Source organism: Psychrobacter sp. CR212 (assembly GCF_059693765.1).
In genome coordinates this window covers 1-22,616 of record NZ_JCATIF010000008.1, presented here as the reverse complement: position 1 = coordinate 22,616, position 22,616 = coordinate 1, and the positions used below count along the sequence as shown (strand labels likewise).

Annotated in this window: 19 protein-coding genes; 15 read left to right on the top strand and 4 right to left on the bottom strand. The window is 44.5% G+C overall.

The features are described 5' to 3' along the window. The first annotated feature begins 318 nt into the window (after positions 1-318). Positions 319-981, top strand: coding sequence for a Fe-S biogenesis protein NfuA (gene nfuA / locus AC58CZ_RS12695; RefSeq protein ID WP_058025134.1), 663 nt, complete (start codon positions 319-321; stop codon positions 979-981). A 230-nt stretch (positions 982-1,211) separates the two neighbouring features. Beyond that, the gene (locus AC58CZ_RS12690) at positions 1,212-2,522 is read left to right on the top strand and encodes an aminotransferase class I/II-fold pyridoxal phosphate-dependent enzyme (protein ID WP_494224836.1); all 1,311 of its coding nucleotides are present in this window, start codon (positions 1,212-1,214) and stop codon (positions 2,520-2,522) included. A 382-nt stretch (positions 2,523-2,904) separates the two neighbouring features. Here AC58CZ_RS12690 and AC58CZ_RS12685 read toward each other — a convergent pair whose 3' ends face one another. Further along, positions 2,905-3,924, bottom strand: coding sequence for a PfkB family carbohydrate kinase (locus AC58CZ_RS12685; RefSeq protein WP_494224835.1), 1,020 nt, complete (start codon positions 3,922-3,924; stop codon positions 2,905-2,907). Between the two features lie 54 nt (positions 3,925-3,978). Then, positions 3,979-4,935 carry a 16S rRNA (cytidine(1402)-2'-O)-methyltransferase gene (gene rsmI / locus AC58CZ_RS12680; RefSeq protein ID WP_494224834.1) on the bottom strand — a complete coding sequence of 319 codons (957 nt, stop codon included), beginning with the start codon at positions 4,933-4,935 and terminating at the stop codon, positions 3,979-3,981. 128 nt (positions 4,936-5,063) lie between these two features. On the opposite strand from rsmI, the gene AC58CZ_RS12675 reads away from it, so the two are divergent. The 8 genes from AC58CZ_RS12675 to hisC all read left to right on the top strand — a co-directional run bounded on the left by AC58CZ_RS12675 (position 5,064) and on the right by hisC (position 13,203). Then, a complete protein-coding gene (locus AC58CZ_RS12675; protein WP_494224833.1) occupies positions 5,064-5,549 on the top strand; it encodes a YraN family protein in 486 nt (161 codons plus the stop codon). Between the two features lie 202 nt (positions 5,550-5,751). Beyond that, a complete protein-coding gene (locus AC58CZ_RS12670; RefSeq protein ID WP_313907270.1) occupies positions 5,752-6,552 on the top strand; it encodes a BON domain-containing protein in 801 nt (266 codons plus the stop codon). A 319-nt stretch (positions 6,553-6,871) separates the two neighbouring features. Then, on the top strand, positions 6,872-7,861 hold the full coding sequence (locus AC58CZ_RS12665; RefSeq protein WP_494224832.1) for an alpha/beta fold hydrolase: 990 nt from the start codon (positions 6,872-6,874) through the stop codon (positions 7,859-7,861). A gap of 164 nt (positions 7,862-8,025) precedes the next feature. Continuing rightward, complete coding sequence (locus AC58CZ_RS12660; RefSeq protein ID WP_494224831.1) at positions 8,026-8,277, top strand: BolA/IbaG family iron-sulfur metabolism protein; 252 nt, start codon at positions 8,026-8,028, stop codon at positions 8,275-8,277. A 111-nt stretch (positions 8,278-8,388) separates the two neighbouring features. Further along, on the top strand, positions 8,389-9,657 hold the full coding sequence (gene murA, locus AC58CZ_RS12655; protein ID WP_494224830.1) for a UDP-N-acetylglucosamine 1-carboxyvinyltransferase: 1,269 nt from the start codon (positions 8,389-8,391) through the stop codon (positions 9,655-9,657). 96 nt (positions 9,658-9,753) lie between these two features. Continuing rightward, the gene (gene hisG, locus AC58CZ_RS12650; protein WP_058025507.1) at positions 9,754-10,446 is read left to right on the top strand and encodes an ATP phosphoribosyltransferase; all 693 of its coding nucleotides are present in this window, start codon (positions 9,754-9,756) and stop codon (positions 10,444-10,446) included. Positions 10,447-10,697: 251 nt separating this feature from the next. Further along, positions 10,698-11,993: a histidinol dehydrogenase gene (gene hisD / locus AC58CZ_RS12645; RefSeq protein WP_494224829.1), complete on the top strand. Its 1,296-nt coding sequence runs from the start codon at positions 10,698-10,700 to the stop codon at positions 11,991-11,993. A gap of 76 nt (positions 11,994-12,069) precedes the next feature. Beyond that, positions 12,070-13,203 carry a histidinol-phosphate transaminase gene (hisC, locus tag AC58CZ_RS12640; protein WP_494224828.1) on the top strand — a complete coding sequence of 378 codons (1,134 nt, stop codon included), beginning with the start codon at positions 12,070-12,072 and terminating at the stop codon, positions 13,201-13,203. 114 nt (positions 13,204-13,317) lie between these two features. On the opposite strand, the gene AC58CZ_RS12635 is transcribed toward hisC, so the two are convergent. Both AC58CZ_RS12635 and AC58CZ_RS12630 read right to left on the bottom strand, forming a co-directional pair. Then, positions 13,318-15,006 (bottom strand): chorismate-binding protein, encoded by a 1,689-nt coding sequence (locus tag AC58CZ_RS12635; RefSeq protein ID WP_494224827.1) that lies wholly within the window; start codon positions 15,004-15,006, stop codon positions 13,318-13,320. Positions 15,007-15,009: 3 nt separating this feature from the next. Then, positions 15,010-16,245, bottom strand: a complete 1,236-nt coding sequence (locus AC58CZ_RS12630) for a beta-ketoacyl-ACP synthase II (protein ID WP_494224826.1) — start codon at positions 16,243-16,245, stop codon at positions 15,010-15,012. A 555-nt stretch (positions 16,246-16,800) separates the two neighbouring features. On the opposite strand from AC58CZ_RS12630, the gene AC58CZ_RS12625 reads away from it, so the two are divergent. The 5 genes from AC58CZ_RS12625 to AC58CZ_RS12605 form a co-directional block, all read left to right on the top strand. Next, complete coding sequence (locus tag AC58CZ_RS12625; RefSeq protein WP_494224825.1) at positions 16,801-17,889, top strand: EcsC family protein; 1,089 nt, start codon at positions 16,801-16,803, stop codon at positions 17,887-17,889. Positions 17,890-18,298: 409 nt separating this feature from the next. Next, on the top strand, positions 18,299-18,673 hold the full coding sequence (gene rpsL / locus AC58CZ_RS12620; protein WP_011281154.1) for a 30S ribosomal protein S12: 375 nt from the start codon (positions 18,299-18,301) through the stop codon (positions 18,671-18,673). A gap of 208 nt (positions 18,674-18,881) precedes the next feature. Then, positions 18,882-19,355 (top strand): 30S ribosomal protein S7, encoded by a 474-nt coding sequence (rpsG, locus tag AC58CZ_RS12615; RefSeq protein ID WP_057761735.1) that lies wholly within the window; start codon positions 18,882-18,884, stop codon positions 19,353-19,355. Between the two features lie 351 nt (positions 19,356-19,706). Continuing rightward, entirely contained in the window at positions 19,707-21,833 is a 2,127-nt protein-coding gene (fusA, locus tag AC58CZ_RS12610) for an elongation factor G (RefSeq protein ID WP_494224824.1), read from the top strand. A 256-nt stretch (positions 21,834-22,089) separates the two neighbouring features. Next, a partial coding sequence (locus AC58CZ_RS12605) for a GTP-binding protein (RefSeq protein WP_497413145.1) occupies positions 22,090-22,616 on the top strand: 527 nt, incomplete at its 3' end.

Below are 22,616 nucleotides of genomic sequence, written 5' to 3'. Positions count from 1 at the left end.
GTAGCTTATCAGTCATTATATAAACAATGCCTAATCTACTGACTTGTAGTGCCATTGAAAAAACCAATGACAACCATTTGCAGCGGTCACGGTTCAATTCACAGTAGCGCGGTCGGAATTACTCCTTGATTCAGGTATAATGGCCATTATAGACGGATTAAATTTTATGACTATTGCTGCCAGTGCATTACAATAATAAACCTCAAGCACTGATGGCTTGCAAACTGATATAAGCCATAAAAATTTTGAAAAATTCAAATTCACGACACAGTAGCCATAATAGATATTGCGCTTGTGTCACAATGCATAGGAAACATTATGAGTGAGCAAAATCAAGCCGCTGACTATGAGTCAGCATTAGATACTGAGCAAGTTGAAGCAAAAAGCAATATCACTATCACTGAGTCTGCTCAAGGCTATTTGGCAGACTTGTTAGCCAAGCAAGACACTGATGGTATCGGTGTGCGTATCTTCGTTGAGCATCCAGGCACGCCGCGCGCAGAGTGCTGCATGGCTTACAACCAACCAGGCGAAGAAGACAGCGCTGATTTGTGTTTGACCTATGATGATTTTTCAGCCTTTATCGAAGCGGCCTCGGTGCCTTATTTGGAAGATGCGGTCATCGATTACAATAAAGATCGTTTTGGTGGTCAGCTGACCTTCCGCGCGCCAAACTCTAAAGTACCCAAAGTAGGTGCTGATGCGAGCGTCGAAGAGCGTATTAACTATGTCTTGCAGTCGGAGATTAACCCTGGCTTGGCAGCACATGGCGGTGACGTACAGTTGCTTGAATTGATTGAAGAAGAAGGTATTGGCCTGACCGCGGTCTTGAAATTTGGCGGTGGTTGCCAAGGCTGTTCAGCTGTTGATATGACACTGCGTCAAGGCGTTGAAGTACAGCTTAAGCAGCAAATACCAGAACTGACGCAAGTGGTTGATGATACCGACCATACGCGCACAGAAAATGCTTATTATAAATAAATGCAAAAAACCAATAAAAGCAGCATAGCGGTTATAAAAACGCTTATGCATGTTTGTCGTTAAACAATTAGTATTTTGCTATTCTTTTAATAAAGAAGCTGAGTTATGATGAACTCAGCTTTTTTTATTGCTATGATTTAGCAGACAGCTTTTTGAGATAGTTTTTAAACGCGAACTCTTGAATCAGTAAATCTTGATCAATACATTTGATCCATACAAAGGAATGTACGATGAGTGATGAACAAGCAGCCCAAGAATTAAAGAACAACCAGCGTCTTGAGACCTTGGCGATTCATGCTGGCTATAGCGTGGAGCCGACCACCAAATCCGTCGCCGTACCTATCTACCATACCAGCTCCTATGCGTTTGATAACACTCAGCATGGTGCTGATCTGTTTGATCTAAAGGTCGCGGGCAATATCTATACGCGTATTATGAACCCGACCAATGCGGTGCTAGAAGAGCGCGTTGCTGCGCTTGAAGGTGGTATCGGTGCGCTTGCGGTCGCCTCTGGTATGGCTGCTATCACTTATGCGATCCAGACCATTTGTGAAGCAGGTGACAATATCGTCGCCGTATCGACGCTATATGGCGGTACTTACAATTTGTTTGCGCATGCATTGCCGCGTCAAGGTATCGAGGTGCGCTTTTTTGACCACAAAAACCCAGAAGCCATTCGTGATTTAATCGATGATAAGACTAAAATGGTCTTTGCCGAGAGTATCGGTAACCCACTAGGTAATATCGTAGATATTCAGGCGCTCAGTGATATTGCTCACGAGTACGGTGTGCCTGTCGTGATTGACAATACCGTTGCCACGCCTGCGCTATGCCGTCCGTTTGAGTTTGGTGCGGACATTGTGGTGCATTCATTGACTAAGTATATGAGCGGTACGGGGACGTCGATTGGTGGTGCGATTATCGATAGTGGTACGTTTGCGTGGGGCGATTATCCTGAGCGTTTCCCATTACTGAACACGCCAGATGCCAGTTATCATGGGGTGAATTTTGTCAAAGACGTGGGCGCGCCTGCCTTTATCGCGCGCGCTCGTGTCGCACCGCTACGCAATACGGGCGCGGCGCTTAGTCCGCTTAATGCGTTTAGTATCTTGCAAGGGATGCAGACGCTGAGCCTACGGATGGAGCGTCATGTACAGAACGCACAAGCGGTTGCAGAATACTTACGTGACCATGACAAGGTCGCTTGGGTAAAATATGCTGGCCTGTCTGACCATCCTGAGCATGAGCTTGCCCAAAAATATATGAAAGGCACGCCTTCTGCTATTTTGACCTTTGGCGTAAAAGGCGGTTTGGAGGCAGGGTCGCGCTTTATCGATGCGCTACAGCTGATTACGCGCTTGGTGAATATCGGTGATGCCAAGTCATTGGCCTGTCATCCTGCTTCGACGACGCATCGTCAGTTAAATGGGCAGGAGCTTGAGCAAGCTGGCGTTAGTGAAGATATGGTACGTTTGTCTATTGGTATCGAGCATATTGAAGACATCAAAGCCGATCTTGCGCAAGCATTAGCTACTGCTTAATATAAAAGCGTGCTCATTTAGGAAAATTATTTGAGTGATTATAGGGCGTGTTGAACATTCGACCATGGCACTGACAGCGACTATTTTTTAGGCGATTCGATGTTAAAAATAATAAGTTTAGTCATTCTAAGCGCTTATTTTTAACGATGAAGCGGCAAAAAAGAGTCCCGTCCCTGCGGGCTGATGCTAAAATTGCTCCATACTGCGTTACAAATCTCGCTAAGGCATCTGCATTATCGTCGCTTTGTGCCTTGTCTGGAACAATTTTAGCGATCAGCAGTGCCTATTTGCGAATGTTCAACACGCCCTAATCTATAAACAAAAAAGCCCATATCGACTTGATATGGGCTTTTTATTTGCGTTAAATATACATATTCAGCATTTAAGCAGATAGGACACGCTGAGCGATATCTCGGTAATCCTGCGAGGCAAGACGTGGTCCAAACTGCTGGATGACTTGTGACGATATTTCGCTGGCAAGACGTCCACACTCTGGCAAGCTATAATGCTGTGATAGCGCATACAAGAAGGCACCCGCGTAGTTATCACCTGCGCCGTTGGTATCGATGACACTCGTTACTGCTGGCGTTGCCACGTCGTAAACTTCAATCTCCGATTCGTCATCAGGTTTGTGGGCAATGACCGCACCGTTGGCACCATCAGTGACGACCGCTGTTTGGCAATGCTCAAGCAGGGCACGGGCAGCGGCTTTGACTTGTTTTTTATCGGTGAATAGCTTGGCTTCTTCGCTATTACAGAATATCACGGCGACTTTATTGCCGAGCATGTTAAGCAGGCCGTCTTTGGCAAATTTCACTACAGCAGGATCCGCAAAACTCACGGCAATTTTTGCATTATGAATACCGGCTTGTTGGCGCAGTTGCGTCATCGCGGGTTGGATGCTTTCAGACATGGCCAAATAGCCTTCTAAATATAGCCAGTCTGCTTGCGTCAACGCATCAAAATCAACATTGTCAGCCATGATCTCGCTTGAGGTGCCAAGATAGGTCTGCATGGTACGCTCGCCATCTTCGGTGACAGCGACCACGCAGGAGCCGGTCACGCCGCCTTCATGGATAGATTTGTCTGAGGTTGCGACGCCTGCTTCGTGCAAGTCTCTGAGGTAAAACGCCCCTTGATCGTCATCACCGACGCGGCAAGCATAAAACGGCTTACCGCCGAGGCTAGCAAAGGTAAACATTGTATTGGCTGCTGAGCCACCGCCGGCTTGTTTTGATGGCTCAATCTCAGCCAACTTAAAGTAAGCCAGTAGTTGCTGCTGCTCCTCAAACTCTGCTAGTGTCATATTACCTTTGGTCAGCTCGGTCTCTTCTAGTGCCGCATCTGACAGCACATACTCGTGATCAACCAACGCATTACCTATCGCCATTACATCGTACATTGCTTACCTCTCTTCAATTAATTTATAAACAGTTATCTTTCTTATTGTTAAAAACTAGTCAGCTTGCAGCTCTAGTAGACGCTGATAAAGTGCATTCTTTTTTACACCAGTGATATCAGAGGCCAGCGCGGCTGCTTTTTTGACCGATAGATCCTCTAGCAAACGCTGTAGCAATTTATCATGAGTACTGATGTCGTCAGTATCCTTTGCCACACCGACGCCAGCGACGACCACGACGATCTCACCGCGTTGCTGATTGTCATCTGCTTTGACAAACTCGACCAACTCGCCAAGGGTGCTTTTATGTACGGTTTCAAACGTCTTGGTCAATTCACGACAAAAAGTCACTGCACGGTCTGCACCAAATATCGTCGCCATGTCTTCTAGACTAGATACGATGCGATGCGGCGCTTCATAAAATATCAGCGTTTCGGTACGTGCGATCAAGTCGTTCAGTTGTTTTTGACGACCGTGAGTTTTGGCTGGTAAAAACCCAATAAAGCTAAATCGATCTGATGGCAACCCTGCCACTGACAATGCGCCAATGGCAGCAGAAGCCCCAACGATAGGAGATACGGTCACGCCAGCTTCATGTGCAGCCTGTACCAATTGATAACCTGGGTCACTGACCAGTGGCGTACCAGCGTCACTAATCAAGGCAACCGAATGACCTTGCTCAATCATTTCAATGATTTTAGGCGTTTGAATAGCGCTATTGTGTTCGTGATAAGCCCATAGCTTATTATGGCCTTTTTGCTTCGTTGTGGTCTCATCATCTTCGTTACTACTTGTGGCATGATGGGTCTCTGAGCTTCTTGCCTCATCCGTTTTGCTTCCTTTGGTATCAATACCAAAGTGCGACAACAGCTTACCTGAAGTGCGAGTATCTTCACAGGCAATGATCGCGACCTGCTTTAAAACATCAATCGCGTGTGGCGTCATGTCGGTCAAGTTGCCAATCGGCGTGGCAACGATATAGAGACAAGCTGGCATCGCAGTAGGGGTAGACATGAAAACCTCGGGTTATTAATAATAGTGCGCTATTATATCCAGTCGTTATCTATGATTTTTCAGTCAAATAGTTAGTGAACAAATCGATAGATTTTGAGAGCATAACGCGCAGAAGTGGCTAGTTTAGCATGTTGTGCTATGATAATTCTCAAATGTTAAGCAGACGAATTAACCTTATGGCGAATCACAAACCCTTGAGCTTAACCTCACCCAAACAACGCCAAGGTAGTCAGTTTGAACAGCAGGCGTGTGAGTATTTACAAGCACAGGGGTTACGGTTGGTGGCGCAAAACTGGCAACAGCCAAAAATAGGCGAGCTAGATCTGGTCATGATTGAAGCAGGACCTGCATGGTCAACGCTAGTATTTATCGAAGTTCGTCAACGCAAGCGGTCAGTCTATGGCGATGCAGAACTCAGCGTGACGACAAGCAAGCAGCGTAAAGTGATTAAAGCGGCGCAATGTTTTTTGCAGCAGCATCCTGAGTACGCTCATTATGACTGCCGCTTTGATGTCATTGCTTATAATACGGCGGGTAAGCTCAGCTCAAAAGAGAATCCGTTGAGTGATGAGCCGGAATGGCTTAAAGGTGCCTTTGTAGCCAGTGCATGGTAGTAAATATATAACGCAAATACGGGATGACTCGCGCGCCTGACTGAATCTAGCGCGCAATACTGGTTACCAAAAACCTAACCGCTGCTGGCCAAAATTAAGTAAAGTAGCTGTTAACGAAATTTGTCTTATCACTGCTAGATAAAAATTGACTCAATTCATTGAATTTATAACACCGTCACCACCATGCTCTAAGAGGTAAACAATGACACGGATGCATTTGCGCACTGCTATTTTTGGTTCATCACGCTGTATTACGACGGGCATTATGCTTGCTGCTTGTGTGGTCAGTACAGGCTGTGCCACCAACTATCTGACCAACAGTACAGAAGGAACTTACGGTGTGCCAATGACTGAGCGCACCATTCCGCAGCGTCTACTAGATCGTAGTATCGAGCATACTGCCAAAATTAACGTGTATGGGCTAAAAGAAGACTTGCAGCAGACCAGCCGTATGGGTATCGATAGCTTCAATAGCGAAGTGCTGCTCACAGGGGAAGTACCGTCTGAAGCGCTCAAAGCAGAAGTAGAAAAGGTCGTTAGCTCCATGCCAGATGTACGCCGTGTCTACAACGAGATGGAAGTAAGTGCTTCAAAAGGCTATAGCTCAACGGTTCATGATGGTTATATCACTTCAAAACTACTGGCAAAAATAGCCGCCAGCGATGGCGTCAAAACCTCACAAATCAAAGCAGTCACCAACAATGGCGTGGTCTATATTATGGGCCGCATGACACCCACCCAACAAAGTAACCTGATTGATGTTGCGAACAGCACTGTTGGGGTGACCGAGCTGGTACTGCTGACGACAGTTGTCGATGATAGAGGTGTAAAGATAAACGATGATGATATTATGTACGAGAATAACCTAGCCAATCCGGCGGTCGCACCAGCTGTCCAAGATGCCGCTGTCAGTACCGCAACGCCGATAGTAATAACGGAAGAAGAGGCTACTACGGCGCAACCATCATCAAGCCCATATATCGATCTTTATCAAAATCAGTAAAACTACTGAGTTTGCCAAGCTGAGTCTACCAAGCAATGATTGACGATAAATAAGAGCTTGTATAATAGCTACTTAGCTAGATGTGATACCAGTCACATCATAGGATGCTAGTAGCTTTTTTTGATATTAATCACAATAAGCCTAAATAGGTATAACAGTAAAAGCACGAGAAATCCTCAGCCAGTGAGTACTATATCAATAGTGAAACGTCACAGAATCAGAGGTTCTAATGAGACCATAGAGCGCTCACGATGTTAGGCATGATTCATAACTATAAGATGCATATCTTAAGATCCATAACTATAACAAGGTATTGGCAATGAAGGATTCGGTAAATCACATAAAACAAAAGACAGGTGCGAACAACTGCAAGAACTTTGATCATAATTTTTTTGGTAAACACCCGCGCAGACTAAGGGTTGTAGGAGCGGCAGCATTGGCGCTAGGCAGCATCGCGCTTGCCACCCAAAGTGCACAGGCATTATCACCGCTAGGCTTTGTCAATGGCATTACTTCTAGTGGCGGTGTAGGGGTAAGTAAAGATATCTTATACGGTGATGAGCCTTTGCAAGATTTAGATATTTACTATCCAAAGCCCTTGGCACAGGCAATGAAAGCCCAAAGCGCTATCAATAATGACTACCCTATGGTGGTATTCGTGCATGGCGGTTCTTGGGAGAGTGGTAATAAAGATCAATATGCCTTTGTCGGTCAAAGCTTAGCGCAGGCAGGTTATGTCACCGCAGTGATTAATTATCGTAAGGTGCCCGAGCATGTCTATCCCGATTATGTCGAAGATGCCGCGCAAGCGATTGCTTGGAGTATCGAGAATGCGACCAGCTTGCATGCTGATCCATTGCGTGTTGCTGTCATGGGACACTCTGCTGGCGCGTTCAACGCCGTTGCCGCAGTATCAAATGAAGAATTTTTGGCGCCTTATGGTATTAAGCCAACAGACATTGCAACCGTGATTGGTATTGCAGGACCTTATAGCTACGACTTTCGTAAATTCGATAGTGCGACAGCCTTTGCTTCAGATGCGACGCCTGATCAAGTCATGCCTGACCGTCAGATCAAAGGGGCACAGCCACCATATTTGTTATTAACCGCAGAAAAAGATAAAGTGGTGCATCCAACCAATGCACTCAAAATGACGCAAGCATTGAAAGAGGCAGGGGTAACGGTGCAGACGGGTGAAATCGAAGGCGCGAGTCACGCAACTATCATTGGAGCAATGGCACCGCCGCTACGCTGGGTCAATGATGTGCGTGCGCAATTAGTGACGTATCTAGACACAATGCTCAAATAGCTTGTTGTTATTCATATCATGGGCTTTTGACTGCTTATTTTTCGATACGGTTTCAGTCCTCAAATACACTTGAGCAAGACAGTACTGTAAGATGGGCAAACTCTTGTTATAATGTCATCACTTTAAATCTATACCCTATTCTAAACGTTAAGGCAGACTATTTTATGAGCATGAACGCTGACGATTTGATCGCATTTTTACAGACTCACTTCCCAGACGCTTTTATCCAAGCTGCCAATCAAGGCAATAAATTTGACGTGCGCGTGGTTGATGCAAGCTTTGAAGGCAAACGCGCCGTTCAACGTCAGCAAGCCATTTATGCGCTGGTTAATGATAAGATTGCGAGTGGCGATATTCACGCCCTCAATATTCAAGCGCTAACTCCTGCTGAGTGGGACTCTCAATCAAAAGGCTAATTATATAGCTATCTATCTAACTGGCAATCGAAGAGTTCGTTTAACAGACATAAGGATTCTTTACTGCTCGTTTTCACCATTTTCTATACTCATCGCTAGGTTGTCACCTTTATGGATCAATTTTTAATCACTGGTAGTAGTCGTATCGCAGGGGAAGTTACTATTTCAGGCGCCAAAAATGCCGCCTTGCCATTGCTTGCCGCGATGATATTGGCTGAGACGCCAACGACATTGCACAATGTACCGTCATTAAAAGACGTACGAACATTGATTGAATTGATCAGTGGCATGGGGATTGATATCCAAAAGCAGGGCGATACGGTCACTTGTGATACCAAAACTATTGATAACTTTTATGCGCCGTATGATTTGGTAAAAACCATGCGCGCGTCAATTTTGGTATTAGGGCCGTTACTGGCCCGTTTTGGCGAAGCTGAAGTGTCGTTGCCAGGTGGCTGTGCGATTGGTTCACGTCCTGTTGATCAGCATCTAAAAGCGTTTGAAGCGATGGGTGCGGTAATCAGCGTAGAGAACGGTTACGTGAAAGCGCAAGCGCCTAAAGGTGGTAAGCTGATTGGTTGCCACTTTTCATTTGATATGGTGACAGTTGGCGGTACGGAAAACGTCATCATGGCAGCGGCATTGGCTAAAGGCACGACCGTTTTGGCTAACTGTGCATTAGAGCCAGAAGTAGTCGATTTAGCCAATATGCTGGTTGCGATGGGCGCCAAAATCAGCGGTATCGGCACCTCAACCATGACCATTGAAGGGGTCGAACGTCTACACGGTTGTGAGTATTCAGTGGTACCGGATCGTATTGAGACAGGCTCATATCTTGCTGGTGCCTTGATGACTCAAGGGGATGTGTTGACCAAAAAAACTACAGCCTCTTTATTGTACCCAGTGCTTGAGAAGTTTGAAGCGATGGGTGCAGTGATCACCACAGGTGATGATTGGATTCGCGCGCAGATGAAAGGTCGTCCAAAGCCAGTAAATATTCGGACTCAGCCACATCCAGGTTTTCCAACAGACATGCAAGCGCAGTTGATGGCGATTTGCTGTCTGGCTGATGGGACCAGTACCATTATCGAAAACATCTTTGAAAACCGCTATATGCACGTACCTGAACTTAATCGTTTAGGGGCATCTATCCAAGTGGATGGCCATACTGCGGTGATCAGAGGTGTCGAGAACTTTACGGCGGCACCAGTTATGGCAACAGATTTACGTGCTTCTATGTCACTGGTGATGGCGGCTGCAACAGCAGAAGGCGAGAGCTTGATTGACCGCATTTATCATATTGACCGTGGTTATGAGCATGTCGAAGACAAGCTGCGTAGCCTTGGTGTTAATATCCAGCGTGTCAATACTAACGGCTAATACTGATAGGTCAACCGTAGTTTATACATGAATTACGTTATACATTAAAACTTCCCTTGAATGGGGAAACTAACTGCACATGGACACGATGTCATTATGACTGAGACAAGCAAACCTGCACCAGCCGACGGTCTACTAAACGAAGTAAACGATGAATTTTCAGGTCTAACGTTGGCGTTATCAAAAGGCCGTATTCTAGAGGAGACGATGCCGCTGTTACGGGCTGCTGGCGTTGATTTGCTAGAAGATCCTGAAGCGTCGCGTAAGCTTATTTTTCCAACCTCAAACCCAAATGTACGGGTATTAATCTTGCGTGCGAGCGACGTACCGACCTACGTCGAACACGGCGCGGCTGATTTTGGTGTAGCGGGTAAAGATGTGCTGCTTGAGCATGGCGCGAACCACGTGTATGAATTGCTTGATTTAAAAATTGCTCAATGCAAATTGATGACCGCTGGCGTAAAAGATGCACCACTGCCCAATCGTCGTCTGCGTATCGCGACCAAATATGTCAATGTAGCGCGCGCTTATTTTGCGAGCCAAGGTCAGCAAGTTGATGTTATCAAGCTTTACGGTTCAATGGAGCTTGCGCCATTGGTGGGCTTGGGCGATTTGATTGTCGATGTGGTTGATACGGGTAATACCCTACGCGCGAATGGACTTGAAGCGCGCGATCATATTTGTGATGTGTCATCACGTCTTATCGTCAATCAAGTCAGCTATAAGCGCAAATTTGCGTTACTAGAACCCATTTTAGATAGCTTTAAAAACAGTATTGCCAATGCCTAGTAAACCGGTGTCAATCATTGGTAATATAAAGCATGATGATGCGAATTTTTAAACCAGTTTAGCAGGCTATGAGTGATATAGCGTGCTAAACTGGTTTTATTGTCTTAGCTTGCGAAAAAATAAAATCGCCGTAAAATTTAGACAAGAAGACAGCCAGTAAGTCGCCATATTTGTGAATAATAAGCATACTTTAGTTATATTCACGCCGTTTATTTTCAGCAGTATTTTATGCTCAGATATAGGATTAGGTCATGCGCCAGTTAAGTACCCAAGATGCCGATTTTGACAATCAATTGACACAACTGCTTGCCTTTGAAACCGTCAATGATGCTGAATTATTGCATACCGTTGACGATATCATCGCACAAGTACGTGCGGATGGTGATAGCGTCGTATTGGCATTAACTCAGCAATTCGATCAGCATCCAGCGACAACGATGCAAGAGTTAGAGCTGTCTAAAGAAGCACTTGCCGATGCATTTGCCAATCTGGATGAGAATGTAAAAACGGCATTGACCACAGCAGCTACTCGGGTACAGACCTTCCATGAGCGTCAAGTACAAGAAACGTGGCAATATGAAGATGAGCTAGGCAATCGCTTAGGTCAAAAAGTCACGCCACTTGATCGTGTTGGCATTTATGTGCCGGGTGGTTTGGCATCTTATCCATCATCAGTATTGATGAATGCTATTCCTGCCAAAGTAGCTGGGGTTACTGAAGTTATCATGGTCGTGCCAGCACCTAAAGGCGTGCTTAATCCATTGGTATTAGCAGCCGCTCATTTGGCCAAAGTTGACCGTGTCTTTACCATTGGCGGCGCACAGGCGGTAGCAGCTTTAGCCTACGGTACCGAAACCATTCCAGCGGTGGATAAAATCACAGGGCCGGGGAATAAGTATGTCGCGGCAGCCAAACGCGCAGTATTTGGACAAGTCGGCATTGATATGATTGCAGGCCCCTCAGAAGTGTTAGTATATGCAGAGGGTGAAGCGCAAGATCGAGCTGATTGGCTCGCGATGGATTTGTTGTCGCAAGCAGAGCACGACCGTATCGCTCAAGCTATCTTTGTGACGACCAGTGAAGAGCAGTTAAAAGAAGTCGAGTTAGAGATAGAAAGAGCACTCGCTGAGCTGCCAAAAGCAGATATCGCGCGTGACTCGCTGCAAAATCGTGGTGCACTTATCTTAGTGAAAGATCGTAGCGAGGGTATGGCGCTGATTAATCGCATTGCCCCTGAGCATTTGGAGTTATCCGTTGATAACCCTGATGCATTGCTAGAGGATATTCGTCATGCGGGTGCTATCTTTATGGGTCGTCACACGCCTGAGGCCATCGGAGATTATTGCGCGGGGCCAAACCATGTGCTGCCAACCTCTGGTACTGCGCGCTTTTCTTCACCTTTAGGTGTCTATGACTTTCAGAAGAAATCATCAATTATTTATTGCAGTGAATCCGGCAGCAAGCCATTAGCTGAGACGGCTGATATTCTAGCGCAACGTGAGGACCTAGAAGCCCATGCGCGCTCAGCCCGTTATCGTTATCAGTAAGATATTTTGAGCGTCTTCATTTTTACTTTTGATAGATATTTTTAATAGTCTGTATGGCTAATTAGTAGGATAATTTATGAGTGAGTCAAAGATAGATACCAGACTTTGGTCATCTAAAGCCCGCAACTTATCACCCTATGTACCGGGTGAGCAGCCGCAGCATAATAACTTGTGCAAATTGAACACCAATGAAAACCCCTTTCCACCTTCACCAAAGGTAGGGGAGGCGATTGCTAAGGTACTTATGCAGCAGGCTGATGAGCTGCGCTTGTATCCAGCTCCAGAGTCCAATGACCTGCGTGCTGCATTGGCACAAGCATATGACCTTGATGTCAGCCAAGTGTTTGTCGGTAATGGCTCAGATGAAGTATTGGCGCTTATATTTGCCAGTTTCTTCCTAAAAGAGCGTCCGCTTTTATCACCTGATATTGGCTACAGCTTTTATCCTGTCTATGCACAGACTTTTGGTGTGCATCTCGTCAAAATCCCATTAGAAGACGATTTTAGTATTGATCCTGATGCTTATCGCCAGCCTTGTAGCGGCATTATTATTGCCAATCCCAATGCCCCGACTGGTTTACTCCTATCGCTTGCTGATATCCGTAAGCTAGCCAGCGAGCATTCTAATGCCGTGATTGTAATTGACGAGGCATACATTGATTTTGCGCAGGCTGATGCAGACAGTATAGGCTCGCAAGTCTCAGCGGTCAGTTTAATCAATGAGTGTGACAACGTTATCGTGACGCAGACCTTTTCAAAATCACGGTCACTTGCTGGTTTACGTGTTGGGATGGCCTTTGGTAGTGCTTCGTTGATTGAAGCATTGACGCGTATGAAAAATAGCTTTAATAGCTATCCACTGGATAAGCTAGCGCAAGCTGGTGCGACGGCAAGTGTGCTAGATGTGGATTATTTTGAGCAAACGCGCCAACAGGTTATCGATTTGCGTACGTCATTGACCGAAGAGTTGACGGCGCTAGGCTATAAAGTATTGCCCTCGCATGCCAACTTTATCTTTGCCCGTCCAAAAGAGGGTAATGCAAGTGCTGTGGCGAGTATATTGCGCGATCAAGGGATTATCGTTCGCCATTTTGATAAGCCGCGCATTAGTGAGTATTTGCGTATTACTGTGGGTACCGCCGAGCAGCATGAGCGCTTGATTGATACGCTAAAAGAGCTGCATACAGAGACTAGCATGACGGCTGATTAATGGTTTACCTGCTTGTGTAGTAAATGCTATCGATAAGTACTAAAAAAGCCTGCTAGCGCAATGTTAAGCAGGCTTTTTTCTTTAGAGGCCAGCGCAAAATAGTATTTCAGTCGTTTATACTTTTTTCGCCAACACCGCCAGTAGATTGCCTACCTTATCTAAGCACTCTTGATATTCAGCATTACAATCAGACGCGACCGTAATACCGCCACCCGCCCATAGATTTATGTGTTTTTCTTTATTAAATTCATCAGTTAATGAAGCACCAGCTTGCAAGGTACGAATGAGTACATTCCATTGACCACTGCCATCAAAATTCATATAACCCATGGTGCCGCAATAAGCACCGCGTGGTGTAGACTCTAGCTCAGAGATAATTTCGACGGCTCGTTTTTTTGGTGTGCCAGTGATAGAGCCAGCAGGCAGACTACCAAACAGTACAGCCAACGGGTGAGTATCAGTTTTTAGCTCAGCAGTAATAGTACTGACCATATGATGCACGTTACTAAAACTCTCAATCGCAAACAGTTGCGGTACTTTTACGCTACCGATCTTGGCATATTTACCCAAATCATTACGCAGTAGATCCACAATCATGACATTTTCGGCACGGTCTTTTTCGCTATCGACCAGTTGTTGCTTATACGATTCATCTTGCTCGTCAGTGGAGCCACGAGGCATAGTGCCTTTGATTGGCTTGGTCAGAATATGGTGCTTATCAGTCACTTTATTTTTGGTAAATGTAAAGAACAGCTCAGGCGAGCAGCTTAATAACTCAAAACTGTGGTTAAAGGTATCAACGTGCTCAACGCTTGTACCATCAACGCTCAAATAGCCTGCAAAAGGTGCTTTGGTATTATGATGTAGCGCAGGCAGATAATCGATAAGCGCTAAAGGCTGTTGATTGGCATCATCCTTACGCGGCAAGTAGCCCGACCACGTTTGCGTTAGGTTGATTTGATAGCAATCGCCTTGCTGTAGATAGTCTTGAGTACGATCAAATGCTTGCTGATAATCACGCTTACTCCATCGTGCCGTTAGGACGACAGGTATAGTATGTGAGGTGTGCTTAGATTGTGCTTGATTAAGATGTTTGTCGGATAGCTTTTTATCCAGTTCATCTAGGTAGGATGTCAGAGTAACTATGAACTCATCTTTTGACTTGTTGCCGACAGCTTCATCAGAGCTGCTATTGGTTTGAATACTTTTTAGCTCCCAACCGGTATCAGTATCTGCAGCAGGTGTTAGATAGATATCATAATGCCCTAATGAGGCACAAGGCTGATTTGCCAATTCGATCCTATCTTTAGGACTCAGCTCATAAGCAGCGATATCGTAACCGATAAAACCAATCAGACCATGATAATAACAGGGTTTTGTGCTTTTCGGGTTTACGTTATTTGAGCTATTATTATCGGTATCATAAGCTTTGCTGTAAGCAATAAGCTCATTTTGCCATTCTAGATAACTCATATAGGCTGTCATGGTATTTTCGCTATGAGTAGAGCAGTTATCACGGCAGTTTTTAACCACTCTATAAGTATTGACTGAATCTTTAGAAGGTTTTTGATCAGTTGGATAAACCGACCAGCTGACTTTAGGCAGCAAGCCAATTACTGGTCGTCCATCATTATTTAACCAAGCCAATTGCCAATTTGCTGCATCATCTTGGTTAAGTAAATGGCGTCTTAGCTGTGGCATTAATTCAGCCGCTGACAAATCACCAAAACGCCAGCTAGATTTACTAGCTGGCGATGGGGCAGAATCTGTCTGCTTAGTTATCGTTTGATTTGGTGCGAGCATGGTTTAAGCGTCGAATTTTTTGATGATGAGCGTGGCGTTAGTACCACCAAAGCCGAAGCTATTGCTCATCAAGGTTTCAAGGTTTGATTCGCGCATTTGAGTGACGATATCGAAACCTTCAGCTGCAGGATCTAGGTTGTCAACGTTGATACTTGGGGCAATAAAGCCGTCTTGTAGCATAAGTAGGCAGTAAATCAGCTCTTGCGCACCAACAGCGCCTAAGCTATGACCAGTCATGGATTTGGTTGAGCTGATCGCAGGTACTTTGCTGATATCATTATCAAACACCTGCGCGATGGCTTTGAGCTCGGTGATATCGCCCAGCGGTGTGCTGGTACCATGGCTATTGATATAATCAACGCTTTCTAGGCCAGCTTCAGCTAAGGCTTGTTGCATACAGCGTACAGCGCCTTCGCCACTTGGCGCAACCATCTCGGCACCATCAGAGGTAGCACCGTAACCCACGATTTCAGCCAAGATATTGGCGCCACGTGCTTGAGCATGCTCTAAACTTTCTACCACAACCATCGCGCCACCAGCAGCAATCACAAAACCATCGCGATCTTTGTCATAAGCTCTTGAGGCGAGTGTTGGTGTGTCATTATATTGAGTACTCACTGCACCCATCGCATCAAACATACAAGACTGTGTCCAATGCTCAGCTTCACTACCACCAGCCAATATTACATCAGCTTTACCCAGTTGGATAAGCTCAGCGGCATGACCGATACAATGAGTCGAGGTCGCGCAAGCAGAGGCAAGCGAGTAAGAGACACCTTGGATTTTTAGACCAGTGGCTAGGGCTGCTGATACTGAGCTGCCCATGGTTTTAGGTACAGCCATCGCACCGACACCGCGTAGACCTTTTTCACGCATGGCATCCACAGCGTTCACGATGTTTTCTGTTGACGCACCGCCTGAGCTTGCGACCACACCCACGCGTGGATTGTTATTGATGGTGTCAAGTGACAGTCCTGAATGTTCAATGGCGTTTAGTGCACTGACATAAGCGTACAGACTGGCATCACTAAAAAAGCGTTTGAGTTTACGATCGATACCACTAGTATCTAATTCTGATTGATTAATACTACCGCTCACGTGTGATTTAAACTCGTGCTCAACATAAGAATCATTAAACGTAATACCAGACTTTCCTTCTTTAAGAGCAGTAGTGACCGTGGCTAAATCATGTCCGATACAAGAGACAATCCCTGCTCCAGTGATAACGACGCGACGCATATTCTATTCCTTGTAAGTAACGATTTGCCGCTATTGACAGGCAATAATCGTTGTAAGTCTATATATGAGGTTTAACGATGAATGAATTTGAGCATTATAGTGAAAAAACAGTCTATGTAGATAACGATAGCATGAATTAAGATAATTACAGCCTATTAAAGACAATATCATTTCAGTGTACAATTATGCTCTAATTTACGGCACATGATAACGTATCAAGCAGTGAAAATCTTTGGGCAAGTGTAAAATAATGGCGAAATAGCCTCTATCGCTACAAGGTAATGAGAAATTGAGTGGCTATGAAACCTTGTTGTTTGAGCAATCGCTTTATTGTTTATGAAAAACAATGTGGGCAAGCTAAAGGCTATGGTTAAGTCGGACAAAAATTAAGTTGTACTTTTAGATACAAAATTTGTGATTGCGATAACATTGTTCGCACTGACAGGAACGACCTTGACTTATTACACTGACAGCTTGAAGATTAAACACATTCATATCACTATTACTAAAAAAATTATTCATCACATTATTATTCATCATATTAAGGACATCACGATGGCAAAGCCTAGCACTCTTTCAAAAAGTATCAATACTATTGGCTCTTTCACACGCAACAACCTAGAGCGCTTGGGCTCCATGATTGATAGCATGAATGCCAAAACAGGCAAACCGCGCCAATACAAAGCGGTAGATTTAGGCGATGAGGATTATCAACAAGACTTATTTCGTGAGCAAACCTTAAAGGCTACGCAGCAATTATTAGGTCCACGTTTTGCTACTTATGGCAAATATGCCAAAAAAGTCGTACCAAATAGCTTTTTTCAATCGACAGTAGATAGCGCGTTTGCTCAAGTTGCTAAACTTGCATCAAACTGGAGTCAATTAGACTTACCGAACGAGCATCGCTTTGCCAATATTGCTACTTTAGATGATGAAGAGCGTTATGCACTTGCAACTGACATCGCTAATCAAAACCGTGCACTTGCAGCAATGGGCGGCCTTACGGGTCTAGCAGGGCTGCCAGGTCTACTTGCTGATACCTTATGGCTATTATTGGTATCTCTACGTACTGTCTACCAAATTGCAGCTATATACAATAAGCCGCTCACAGGTAAACAAGGTGTGAAAATGGCATACGAATTGCTCTCAAGTGCCGATCTAAGCAAAATGCAAGAAAAACAAGCATTGCTAGCAGGTATGGGTATCGGTAAAGGTTTGCTGGATAATGCTCAGAGCCACGGGTTGCATAGCGAGCTGAAGAACTTAGGTCTAAAAAATCAAAACGTAAACTACTATGCTGAGCAAATAGACAGTATTGCTAGCCAAGTAGGAATTGATTTGGACAAAATAAACCTATTATGGGTTCGCCGTTTCATTCCCGTTACAGCAGTAGCCATCGGCGTACATTATAACAGTCAGTTGATTGATGAAGTGATTGGCGTTGCTAAAGCGACTTTTGCGCCAGAGGCAAAACTTGCCAATCGTGCCATTACTGATGACAGTAGTAGCGAGGCTGAAGTAAAAAAAGCCAGTAATAACGATGCGCAGAAAGACACAGAAAAGACAGAAGAAAATAGCGATACAGAAGAAACCAGTAGCAAAAAAGACTCAGACAAGCAAACGTCTGATAAAAAAGCCAAGTAATAGACATATTATTTGCTAGTTAGGTTGTATATTAATAAGCACAATGGTATTTATCTTGGTTCGGTTGAGTAGAGTGACTTGAAATCAGGATAAATACCACCACTTAGTTACTATCAAGTAGCATTTATATTCGAATATCTTTTCTTAATGATGCTTGAGCTTGCCTTGTTTACTTTATTTATGACGCTGTTTTTCGGCAAAAAAACGATAAAGTGATATAATGCGAGGCTGAATGCATATCTATCAAATGTTGTAAAGCGAAACCATTCATAAGTGGTTGAAATAGCAGCAACAACTCTTTATAATACACTGTCCTAAAAATGGGTGCCCAAAAATCTGCAATTATTGTCAGATAGATGGTGCATTGGCCCATTTTTTTGTTTTATACCAAACGGGAGAAGGATGCCTTATGGCAACAACTAACCAATTGATTCGTAAAGGTCGCAAAACCATCAAGGAAAAGTCAAAAGTTCCTGCGTTGGAAGCGTGCCCACAGCGTCGCGGTGTATGTACTCGTGTATATACTACCACGCCAAAAAAACCTAACTCTGCCATGCGTAAAGTATGTCGTGTACGTTTGACTTCAGGCTATGAAGTATCAAGCTACATCGGCGGCGAAGGTCATAACCTACAAGAGCACAGTGTTGTTCTAATCCGTGGTGGTCGTGTAAAAGATCTACCAGGTGTACGTTATCACACTGTTCGCGGTGCATTAGATTGCGCAGGCGTTAAAGACCGTAAGCAAGGTCGTTCTAAGTACGGTGCTAAGAAGCCTAAAGTTTAATAACTAAACGTTATTAACAAAGCTTTTTGTACTACCCAATAACTGTGCATGGGTTTGGTGTCAGTAGTCATATTACTTTTATATAAGTGATTTGCTCTTAAAACATACCACCATGCAGTAAGGCTAACTGATAACTCACTGCTATACCCTAATGATGAGTAGTCGATGTTGTGAATGTTAGACACTCCTGAAGATAAGGAAATTTATTATGCCAAGACGTCGCGTCGTTGCTGCCCGTGAGATCCTACCGGATCCTAAATTTGGTAGCCAAACTGTTGCAAAATTCATCAACCATGTAATGAGTGATGGTAAAAAATCTACTGCTGAGCGTATCGTTTACGGTGCACTTGAGACAGTAAGTGAGAAGCGTAAAGTTGAAGATCCAGTATCTTTCTTCGAAGAAGTGCTTGAAAATGTACGCCCAATGGTAGAAGTAAAAGCTCGCCGCGTTGGCGGTGCAACCTATCAAGTACCAATGGAAGTACGCCCCTCCCGTCGTACTGCCTTGGCTATGCGTTGGTTAGCTGAAGCTGCTGCTAAGCGTTCTGAAAAATCAATGGCTTTGCGTTTAGCTGGCGAATTGAATGATGCTGCTGATGGCAAAGGCGCTGCTATGAAAAAGCGTGACGAAGTTCACCGCATGGCAGATGCTAACAAAGCATTCTCTCATTACCGTTTCTAAGCTACTTTTTAACAGTAGCTTGAGATTAATAGCTCATACTCATTAATCTTACATTATTGTTTATTCTATTGATTGCCGCCATCATCATTCGGTCATATATAAATGTTATTTATTAATGACTGGGGTGGCGGACTTCTATCAAGATGTTTCTCTTAACAAGTATGACTTTCATCCTTTCATTAGAGAACATCCCAAATTTGATGCCACACTATTCTTAGTATTTGCTCTTTTTTTGTCCGTATTAGGCTCAATAATCAGTAAGTAATATTACGAAGCTGAACGCTTTGTCATAGAGTATGAGGTAGAGACACAATACATTATTATATACACGACTTTTCCTAGGAAAACACTATGGCTCGTAAAACTCCCCTAAAACGCTATCGCAATATTGGTATTTCAGCGCACATCGATGCTGGTAAAACGACCACTACTGAGCGTGTTTTATTCTATACCGGTGTTAGCCACAAAATTGGCGAAGTACATGATGGCGCAGCCACTATGGACTGGATGGAGCAAGAACAAGAGCGTGGTATTACTATTACCTCAGCAGCAACAACTTGTTTTTGGTCAGGTATGGCTAAACAGTTTGACGAACACCGTATCAACATCATCGATACCCCAGGTCACGTTGACTTCACGATCGAAGTTGAACGTTCTATGCGCGTACTTGATGGCGCTTGCATGGTTTACTGTGCAGTAGGCGGCGTTCAGCCACAGTCTGAGACCGTATGGCGTCAGGCGAACAAATACAAAGTACCACGTCTTGCATTTGTAAACAAAATGGACCGTGTTGGTGCTGATTTCTATCGTGTTATCGAACAGATCAAAACCCGTCTTGGCGGCAAGCCAGTACCATTGGTTATTCCAATTGGGAAAGAAGATGACTTCGAAGGCGTTGTTGATCTAGTGACTATGAAAGCTATCTATTGGGACGAAGCGTCTCAAGGTATGCAGTATGATGAGCGTGATATCCCAACTGAACTACAAGACAAAGCGGACGAGTATCGCGAGTACCTTGTAGAAAGCGCTGCTGAAGCCAATGAAGAGTTGATGAACGAATATCTAGAAAACGGTGAATTGACTGAAGAGCAGATCCACAGTGCTATTCGTCAGTTGACTATTGATAACGAAATCATCCCACTTCTTTGTGGTACTGCCTTTAAAAACAAAGGCGTACAAAAGATGCTAGATGCGGTTATCCAGTATCTACCAGCACCAATTGACGTACCTGCTATTAAAGGTATTCTTGATGACAAAGACGAAAGCGAAGGCAGCCGTGAAGCATCAGATGAAGCACCTTTCTCAGCACTAGCGTTCAAAATCATGAACGACAAGTTCGTTGGTAACTTAACCTTCGTACGTGTTTATTCTGGTGTCATGAAGCAGGGTAGCAGTGTTTATAACCCAGTTAAAATGAAGCGTGAGCGTGTTGGCCGTATTGTACAGATGATGGCAAACTCTCAAGAAGAGCTTGCAGAGATTCGTACAGGTGATATCGCAGCCCTAGTCGGCATGAAAGATGTAACGACTGGTGATACGCTATGTGACGAAGACAATGTGATCACGCTTGAGCGTATGGAATTCCCAGATCCAGTTATCTCTCTAGCGGTTGAGCCTAAGACCAAAGCTGACCAAGAAAAAATGTCAATCGCGCTTGGCCGTTTGGCAAAAGAAGATCCATCGTTCCGTGTACACACTGACGAAGAATCTGGTCAGACGATTATCAGTGGTATGGGTGAGCTGCATCTAGAGATTCTTGTTGACCGTATGAAGCGTGAATTCAACGTTGAAGCAAACATCGGTGCACCTCAGGTTGCTTATCGTGAGACGATTCGTAACACTGTTGAACAAGAAGGCAAATTCGTACGTCAAACAGGTGGTCGTGGTAAGTTTGGTCACGTATGGTTACGTCTTGAACCACTTGATCCAGCTGGCGATACTGAATATGAATTCGCTGAAGAAGTTGTTGGCGGTGTGGTACCAAAAGAATTCCACGGTGCTGTTGATAAAGGTATCCAAGAACGCATGAAAAACGGCGTACTTGCAGGCTACCCAGTTGTTGGCGTAAAAGCGACTTTGTATGATGGTTCTTATCATGACGTTGACTCTGATGAATTGTCATTTAAGATGGCAGGTTCTATGGCCTTCAGAAAAGGTTTCTTAGCAGCTGATCCAGCGCTACTTGAGCCAGTGATGAAAGTAGAAGTTGAAACACCTGAAGACTACATGGGCGACATCATGGGCGATCTTAACCGTCGTCGTGGTTTGGTACAGGGTATGGAAGACCTACCTGGTGGCACTAAACAGATTCGTGCTGAAGTACCATTAGCGGAAATGTTTGGTTATGCCACTCAAATGCGCTCTATGTCACAAGGCCGTGCAACTTACTCAATGGAATTCCAAAAGTACGTTGAAATTCCAAAATCAGTTGCTGCTGAAATCATCTCTAAGTACAACTCTAAAGATGATGACGAGTAAATAAAGCTTACTAAAGGTGACAATATAGAGTATCTCTGTGTATTGTCACTAAAGAATCGGCCAATAACTTGTTAAAAGACTTGTTATTGGTCGCAATTTTCTTATAATATCTGCACATTAGTATGTGTAACCTTTTAACAATTATCTTAAGGTGACCAAGATTTTCTTAATTGTCATATTTATATGAATTAAGCCTTGGAACCAAAAAAAAGAGGAAATACCCATGGCAAAGNACCAAAAAAAAGAGGAAATACCCATGGCAAAGGCCAAGTTTGAACGTAGCAAGCCACACGTCAACGTCGGTACCATCGGACACGTTGACCATGGTAAAACCACCCTTACCGCTGCAATCGCAACCGTAGCTGCAATCACCTCTGGTGGCGAAGCAAAAGACTACGCGTCTATTGACTCAGCACCAGAAGAAAAAGCACGTGGTATCACCATCAACACCTCACACGTAGAATATGACACAGACACACGTCACTACGCACACGTAGATTGCCCAGGTCACGCCGATTATGTTAAAAACATGATCACCGGTGCCGCCCAGATGGACGGCGCAATCTTAGTTGTATCAGCAACTGACGGCCCAATGCCACAGACTCGTGAACACATCTTGTTGTCACGTCAGGTTGGCGTACCATACATCATCGTATTCATGAACAAATGCGACATGGTAGATGACGAAGAACTACTAGAACTAGTAGAAATGGAAGTTCGTGAACTATTGAACGACTATGACTTCCCAGGTGATGACACCCCAATCATCCACGGTTCTGCTAC